Annotated in this window: 6 protein-coding genes and 2 pseudogenes; 4 read left to right on the forward strand and 4 right to left on the reverse strand. The window is 66.7% G+C overall.

What is annotated here, in order from left to right; all coding sequences use genetic code 11:
* The 3 genes and pseudogenes from ACY5KJ_RS15280 to ACY5KJ_RS15290 form a co-directional block, all read left to right on the forward strand.
* Positions 1-124 (forward strand): annotated as a pseudogene (locus ACY5KJ_RS15280) (metal ABC transporter substrate-binding protein); the annotation flags it as partial.
* Positions 121-858 carry a metal ABC transporter ATP-binding protein gene (locus ACY5KJ_RS15285; RefSeq protein ID WP_462188717.1) on the forward strand — a complete coding sequence of 246 codons (738 nt, stop codon included), beginning with the start codon at positions 121-123 and terminating at the stop codon, positions 856-858. The pseudogene ACY5KJ_RS15280 and the gene ACY5KJ_RS15285, both read left to right, overlap by 4 nt.
* Positions 855-1,727 (forward strand): metal ABC transporter permease, encoded by an 873-nt coding sequence (locus ACY5KJ_RS15290; RefSeq protein ID WP_462188718.1) that lies wholly within the window; start codon positions 855-857, stop codon positions 1,725-1,727. Before ACY5KJ_RS15285 ends, ACY5KJ_RS15290 begins: the two co-directional genes overlap by 4 nt.
* Before the next feature lie 204 nt (positions 1,728-1,931).
* Here the strand turns inward: ACY5KJ_RS15290 and ACY5KJ_RS15295 are convergent.
* Positions 1,932-2,602, reverse strand: a pseudogene (locus tag ACY5KJ_RS15295) (metal-dependent transcriptional regulator); the annotation flags it as partial.
* A gap of 822 nt (positions 2,603-3,424) precedes the next feature.
* On the opposite strand from ACY5KJ_RS15295, the gene ACY5KJ_RS15300 reads away from it, so the two are divergent.
* Positions 3,425-3,871, forward strand: a complete 447-nt coding sequence (locus ACY5KJ_RS15300; RefSeq protein ID WP_462188720.1) for a hypothetical protein — start codon at positions 3,425-3,427, stop codon at positions 3,869-3,871.
* A gap of 159 nt (positions 3,872-4,030) precedes the next feature.
* On the opposite strand, the gene ACY5KJ_RS15305 is transcribed toward ACY5KJ_RS15300, so the two are convergent.
* From ACY5KJ_RS15305 to ACY5KJ_RS15315, 3 genes are all read right to left on the reverse strand, one after another.
* On the reverse strand, positions 4,031-4,792 hold the full coding sequence (locus ACY5KJ_RS15305; protein WP_462188722.1) for an ABC transporter permease: 762 nt from the start codon (positions 4,790-4,792) through the stop codon (positions 4,031-4,033).
* Positions 4,789-5,880 (reverse strand): ABC transporter ATP-binding protein, encoded by a 1,092-nt coding sequence (locus tag ACY5KJ_RS15310; protein ID WP_462188723.1) that lies wholly within the window; start codon positions 5,878-5,880, stop codon positions 4,789-4,791. Before ACY5KJ_RS15310 ends, ACY5KJ_RS15305 begins: the two co-directional genes overlap by 4 nt.
* Before the next feature lie 421 nt (positions 5,881-6,301).
* Positions 6,302-7,168 carry an LLM class F420-dependent oxidoreductase gene (locus ACY5KJ_RS15315; protein WP_462188724.1) on the reverse strand — a complete coding sequence of 289 codons (867 nt, stop codon included), beginning with the start codon at positions 7,166-7,168 and terminating at the stop codon, positions 6,302-6,304.
* Positions 7,169-7,375: the final 207 nt, after the last annotated feature.

The following is a 7,375-nucleotide window of genomic DNA, read 5'->3' on the forward strand; positions in this document are numbered from 1 at the left end:
ACTTCATTACGTCCCCTATGTCGATTCTCTCTCCAAGGCCGACGGGCCGGTACCGACCTACCTCGACCTGATCCGCTACGACGCGACCACGATTATCAACGGGCTCACCGGGCGGACCTCGTGACCGCGGCGATCCAGGTTCAGGAGGTCGTCGTCCGTTACGGCGGGGTCCTCGCCCTCGACGGCGTGTCCCTCACCGTCGAGCCGGGGCGGGTGGCCGGGTTGATCGGGATGAACGGATCCGGCAAGTCGACGCTGTTCAAGTCGGTCATGGGTATAGTCCGCCCCGACCGGGGACGCGTGCTACTCGACGGTGCCGAGCCTGCCGTGGCGCGTAAACAGGGCCTGGTGGGTTATGTGCCACAGAGCGAGGAGGTCGATTGGGCCTTCCCTGTCTCCGTGCGCGACGTTGTGATGATGGGCCGCTACGGCCACCAGAACTTCACCCGCCGGGCGCGCCCGGCCGACCACACGGCGGTGTCCGAGGCGCTGGAGCGTGTGGAGCTGACCGAGTACGCGGACCGGCAAATCGGACAGCTCTCCGGCGGGCAGAAGAAACGCGCGTTCGTCGCCCGCGGCATCGCCCAAAATGCGCAGATCATGCTCCTGGACGAACCCTTCGCCGGGGTCGACAAGAAATCCGAAGCCACCATCGTCCGACTACTCAAGGAGCTCGCCGCGGACGGCCGTACCATCCTGGTCTCCACCCATGACCTTCACGCCCTGCCACAGCTGGCCGACGAGGCGGTGCTGCTGCGCCGAGTGCTGTTCCACGGCTCCGTGACCGAGACGCTCAGACCGGAGAACCTCGCCCGCGCGTTCGGACTCGACGTGCTCGAGCAGAAGTACGTCGCATGAACCCGCTCGATCTGCTCCTGGATCCGCTGCAGTACGACTTCATGGTCCGGGCTCTTGCCACCACCATGATCGCTGCTGTCGTCTGTGCCCTCCTGTCGTGCTGGCTCGTGCTCGTCGGCTGGTCGCTGATGGGTGACGCGGTCTCTCACTCCGTCCTGCCCGGGGTCGTGATCGCCTACATCCTCGGCATACCGTTCGCGATCGGTGCGCTCGTGTTCGGGTTCCTCTCTGTCGCGCTCATCGGGACGATCCGCGGAACCAGCCGGGTGAAAGAAGACGCCGCGATCGGGATCGTCTTCACCACCCTGTTTGCGCTCGGACTCGTCCTCATCTCGATCACCCCGAGCCAGACCGACCTGAACCACATCGTCTTCGGCAACATCCTCGGCGTCTCCACCGCGGACCTCATCCAGATCGGAATCCTCGCTGCTGTCGCGTTCGTCATCCTTGTGCTGAAGCGGCGTGACCTGACGCTGTACGCGTTCGACCCGACTCACGCCCACGCTATCGGCCTGTCGCCGCGGTTCCTCGGCACGCTGCTGCTCGGCCTGCTCGCCCTCACCGCCGTGGTCGCACTGCAGGTGGTCGGGGTGATTCTCGTCGTGGCGATGATGATCATCCCTGGCGCCACCGCCTTCCTGCTCACCGACCGCTTCGGACGTATGCTCGTCATCGCCCCGGCGATATCGGCCGCGAGCTCGACGATGGGGATCTATCTCAGCTACTGGCTCGACGCGTCCTCCGGCGGGCTCGTCGTCGTCGTCCAGGGCGTCGTGTTTGCACTCGTCTACCTGTTCAGCCCCCGCCACGGGCTGCTTGGCAAACGACTGCTCGCTCGGCGGCACCGGGAGTTCGTCTCAGCGAGCTGACCCGCAGCCGACCCGAGACCCAGCGATCAGGAGGAACCTCGGCTCACCACACTGGCACCACTCGGAAACCGCCTTCTTCACCCTTTCGAAGGTAGGTGGGCCGCTCGGAAGCTAGTTCATTAATCCGTCGCGGCCCGCCTCGGCCGTGGTCTCGCACCCGTGTCCCGGGCCGGCCTCCCGCAGCGGAGCCGGCCCCGAGGAGCTCACCGTGACGCACACAGCGTCCGTCGCCGACCGGCCAAGAGCCACACCGCCTCATCGCGGCCTTCCACAACCACCTCCACCGAATCCGAGTACGGTGCCCCGGCTCGCACCTCCAGCACGGTACCGATGCCAATCCCACGCTCGGCGAAGAACTGCAACAGGCCCGCGTCCGCGTCCGAGATCCGCTCCACACGCGCGTGCGCGCCCGGCCCGATCCGAGACAGCAGGACCGCATCCGGTACCCGCACCGTGCCGTCCGAGCCCGGGATCGGATCACCATGTGGGTCGCGGGTGGGATGGCCGAGGTATTCGTCGATCCGGTTCACCATGAAGTCCGACACCGCATGCTCCAGCGTCTCGGCCTCATCATGCACCTGATCCCACCGATACCCCAGCACCTGCACCAGGAACGACTCAATCAACCGGTGGCGGCGCACCATCGCCACCGCATGCACCCGCCCCTTCTCTGTCAGTGACACTGCCCCGTAGGGCGCGTGCTCCAGCAGACCCTGCTCAGTAAGTTTGCGCACCGCGTCCGACGCCGTCGACAGTCTCACCCCCACCTTCGCTGCCAGTGTCGAAGGCGACACCGGCACCCCGGACCACTCCTGAAGACTCCAGACCACCTTCAGATAGTTCTGACTGCTCGCCGAAAGCTCCGACACCGACATGCTCGCAGGCTACCAAGCACCGAACTACGCCAATCCGAACTCTCCGTGAGAGCACGGCCAATACGACTCGACTTTCGTGATAATGCTGCTCGTCGCGGCCGAACCCCTCATCTACTGAACCATCAGCACCATGGTCCGGTGTATCGACCGGCGCACACCCCCCCAACGCCCGGGACCCCGACCGCTACGAAGAATCGTCTGACCAACGATCTCAAACATCTTCCCAACCCCCCACCAAGATCCAGAAAACCCAACCTTCAGGTCAGGATTCCTGAGCCAAGATCTTGGCGCGGGACAGAACGGAACTTGTCAAGATCTTTGAGGTAAGATATTTTGTGAATTAGCCTAATTGTGATTTTTGTGGAACGATTTCCGATCTCTCGGGAACACCCGAGTCGGCCGGCTCAGCCTCGTCGGGCTTCCGGTTGATCCCGGCCGGCTTCGGGAGCGGCGGCGGGACCGGAGGCCGGTTCACGAACCGCTCCGGGTGCGCGACACAGGCCGCGTCCAGGACACGGCCGCGCGGCCTGGATGGCCTCGGCCCGGCCGAAATGCACGACCGCCGACGCGAGATACCCGGTGCCAGAATTCCTGTGCTCATGATTGTACGTATCCATTCAGGGATGCAGGTTCCAGCACCCCTGAATGGATACCTGCCCGCCAGAGCCACAGAGGCGGTCCGGTGGTTCTCGTAGTCGTTCCCGGCGCGAGGCGGCAGGTCGGTGTGACCCGACACCGCCGGGGCATCCCGTCAGGGTGAGCAGACACACCCGCCGGGGTCGAACCGACAGCAGTCGGGCTGACAGCAGTCGAACCGACCGGATGAGCGGGAATCGTCCGGCCGGGGGCCGCCGAGAGGACGACCGCACGCAGCCCGACCTCGACGACACGACCGCTGACGCGGTCGGCAAGCTCAGCGAGGCGCTGGAGTGGGTTGAACGGGCCCGCGGGGCGCTCTACGAGTTCCATCAACTCTCCGGGCGGGCCGATCTGATCCTCGCGGAGGCGATTAGCGGTCTGGAGGACGCCGGACACGCCAAGATGGCCGCCTATGTACGCCGGGAGCTGCACGGACGCAACGTCCTCGACGGGCGGTGGACCTTCCAGATCACCGAGGAGTACGACGACATCTACTACCGCCCCTTCGTCGCCGTGGACGAACAGGTCCGGCTGCGGCTCACCGGTAGGATGCGCCACGTCCACGAGGCTCGCATGAAGGCCCAGGAGCGGGCCCGCGCCGGTCGGGACCTGTGGGGCCCTGGCGCCTGACCTGCGGTCCACCGGTCGCCCACGTCGGGGCGACCGGTGGACCGCGGCTCCAGGCCTGAAGGCAACCCGCCGGTGCGTTCAGGTACTCTGATGATCACAGATACTCAGATAACCACGGCTTCAGAGCTCATGCCGATGGAGATCGCACCTCGGGTGGGCTCAGGCGTCCCGACGCTTGGCCAAGACGAGCCCGATGGCGAACAGGCCGAGGCAGATCGCGGCAAAGTAAGCGAGGGAGCCCCAGGGGCCGAACGGCATCCCCTCGACCACGGGCGGGCCGTTGGAACGCTCCACCTGCCCGGCGACGATGAAATTGTCACCGGTGGTGAACGGCAGCCAGTGCTGGATATGGTCACCGATCCGGGGGATCGCCGGCAGCAGGCTCTCTCCGAGGAACAGGTAGACAAGCGTAATCACGATCGCGCCCGCCGATTGCCGGATGATCAGCCCCAGAGCCAGCGCGAAAATCGCCGCGAACAAGTAGACCAGACCGACACCGAAAACGTTACGGTACTCCTGCGCCGTGTCCAGAGCCAGGGGGGCATCCGGCTTGATCAGCTTGGCGACGCCCCAGGAGGCGATGGCGGTGATCTCGCCGACGATCCCCGCGAGCAGGGAGACGACGGCAGCCTTCGCGAGCAGTGCCGGCGTCCGGGTGGGCACCGCGAGGAACGTGGACCGGATCGTGCTGAAGCGGTATTCGGTGGTGACCGCCAACGTGGCCATCACCATCATCACCACAAGGCCGAAGTTGTAGGCAAACTGGGTGACGTTCGGGGTGAGGCTGGCGAGGTCGTCACCGTTGGTCGCCGCCGCGAAGATCGAGGTCAGCCGTACGGTGAACGCGGTCGCCAGGATCATGCACCACCACGGTGAGCGGGTCGAGAACAGCTTGATCCGCTCGACGGTGAGCAGGGTCATCGTCCAGTCCCCCCTCGTGCCGCCTCGGCCGAGGCCGACGGACCGCCACCGGCACCCACACCACCGTCGACCGGCTGGCGAGGTGTCCCGGCCAGCGGACCGGCAGCAGTTCCCGCCGGCACGGGCCCCGGCGGAGCACCTGTCGCCGACCGGCTGGCGCCCGGCCCCGGCGTCCCGGCGTGGCACTCCACCTCGCCGCCGGTCAGCTGGATGAACGCCTGCTCCAACGAGCCGCGCTGCGCCGCCAGCTCGTGCAGGACCAGCCCGATCCGACCGGCCAGCTCGCCGACCTGCTCGGTGCTGCTGTTCGACACGAGGAACGCCGCCGGACCACCGTCGTCGGCGGCGGCGTCCCGAACCGCGAGGCCCTGACCGGTCAGCACGCCACGCAGCCGCTCCATCTCCGGCCCGCGGACCCGGACTGCCGACTCGGACGCCATGTCGATGAAGGCATGGGTACTGGTCTGGGCGATCAGCCGCCCGCGACCGATGACGACGAGCTCCTGGGCGGTCAGCGCCATCTCGGACAGCAGATGACTGGAAACGAAGATCGTCCGCCCCTCGTCCGCAAGTCGATGCATGAACTGGCGAATCCAGAGGATTCCCTCCGGGTCCAGCCCGTTCACGGGCTCGTCGAAGAGAAGGACCTGCGGGTCACCCAGCAGGGCCGTCGCGATCCCGAGACGCTGTGCCATCCCGAGCGAGAAGCCACCCGCCCGCTTGCCGACGACCGGGGTGAGCCCAACGATCTCCAAGACCTCGTCGACCCGCTTCCCGGGAATTCGGTTCGCCGCGGCCATCCACCGCAGGTGCGAGCGGGCGGAGCGGTTGGGATGCACCCATTTCGCTTCCAGCAGCGATCCGACCTGGCGGAGTGGTTCCTTCAGCTCGGCATATCGCTTACCGTCGATACGGACCTGGCCTGCGCTCGGATTATCGAGCCCCAGGATCATCCGCATTGTAGTGGACTTTCCCGCACCATTCGGCCCCAGGAAGCCGGTCACCTTGCCGGGCTGCACCGTGAAGGACAGGTCGTTGACGGCGACCGTACGTCCGTACCGCTTGGTGAGCCCTTGCGCCTCGATCATTCCCCTCCTTTCCGTGGAACATCACTATGTCGGGATGACGGACCGGACCCGGGCTGCTGCCCGCTCGGTAGGGCCCACCGACGGCAGGCAGGTAGGACGACAGGTAGGCAGGTCGGCAGTTGCACCGACCGGCCGCGCCTCCCCCGGTTGGCATCATCGTCGCGGAGCACCCACCATCGAGCCAGCCACTATCGGCCGGCGGAGTGTCATCCTGCCGACAGTCAACAAGCCGTGAACCCGCAGCAGATTTTCCAGCACCACGCCGAAATGCACGGTGACGTCCTGCTCACTGTCGGTCCAGACTCGCGGCTTGCCAAGGCAACGTTCAGTGTGCTAACCGATCACCCAGGGCAGACCACCGGCGATGGACCGGCTACCGGCCGGGGTGGCACCCGCTCGGCTCGCCGCCGGATCAGCCGGGTTACCCGACGATGACCGGCGCCAGCCGGGCCCACTGCTCGCGCGGGAGCCGGGTGGGAGTGGAGGTGAGCACCTGGATGGCCACGTGATCGGCACCGGCCTCATGGTGCTCGGCGACCCTGGCCAGCACGGAGTCCACATCGCCCCAGGCCACCACGGCCTCGACGAGGCGCTGCGAGCCGGCACCCGTCAGATCGTCCTCGGTGAAGCCGAGACGGCGCAGGTTGTTCACATAGTTCGGCAGCTTCAGGTAGAACGCAAGGGTGTCGTGCGCGACCGCCCGGGCCTGAGCCGGATCGGTGTCGAGGATGACCATCTGCTCGGGCGCGAGTAGTGCGTCCGGGCCGAGCAGCTCCCGGGCGCGCCGGGTGTGCTCGGGGGTGGTGAGGTAGGGCAGGGCACCCGCAGTGCGCTGCGCGGCGATCCCCAGCATGCGGGGACCGAGAGCGGCCAGCGCCCGGTCGGCCCGCGGGACGCCCAGCTCGTCGAGGGTGTCGAGATAGTCGACGAGGACGTCGACGGGACGCTCGTAGCGACGGCCGGTCGTCTTCTCCACCGGTTCCTTGTGGCCGGCACCGAGCCCGAGCAGGATCCGGTCGGGGTGCGCCTTCGCCAGCATGGCGTAATGATCGGCAACGACGTCCGCCGGTTCGGTCCAGACGTTGAGGATGCTGGTACCGACCACCAGCCGATCCGTGTTGTCCAGGATCGCGGCCGCGAGTTCGAGATCGCCACTGGCCGCGCCGATCCATACCGCCGGGACGCCGAGGGCCTCCACCTCGGCGGCGATCTCCGCCCGGGCCGGGACATCCTTCGGCCACTGCCGCTCGGCTGCCCACAACCCGATCCTGCCGACCTCTGCTACCACGACGAGCCCCTTCCGCGCAGGGAACTGCCACTGTCCGTGCCATTACCCCATCACGTCTGCTACCCCGTACACACGCCCGGCATGTCGGCCGGTTCGTTGAATCTGTGGATCGGTAGATCAGTGGATGGGCGGATCAGGGGATTCAGGGGCCGGAATGATCACGCGGACAGAGGCAGGTCAGGGGATCTGTCGCTGATCTTGTGATCG

The sequence above is a fragment of the Frankia sp. CcWB3 genome (assembly GCF_977927595.1).

Coding starts and splice junctions, on each gene's coding strand:
- ACY5KJ_RS15305 (WP_462188722.1), bottom strand. CDS start 4,792: ATGACCCTGCTCACCGTCGAGCGGATCAAGCTGTTCTCGACCCGCTCA.
- ACY5KJ_RS15290 (WP_462188718.1), top strand. CDS start 855: ATGAACCCGCTCGATCTGCTCCTGGATCCGCTGCAGTACGACTTCATG.
- ACY5KJ_RS15310 (WP_462188723.1), bottom strand. CDS start 5,880: ATGATCGAGGCGCAAGGGCTCACCAAGCGGTACGGACGTACGGTCGCC.
- ACY5KJ_RS15300 (WP_462188720.1), top strand. CDS start 3,425: ATGAGCGGGAATCGTCCGGCCGGGGGCCGCCGAGAGGACGACCGCACG.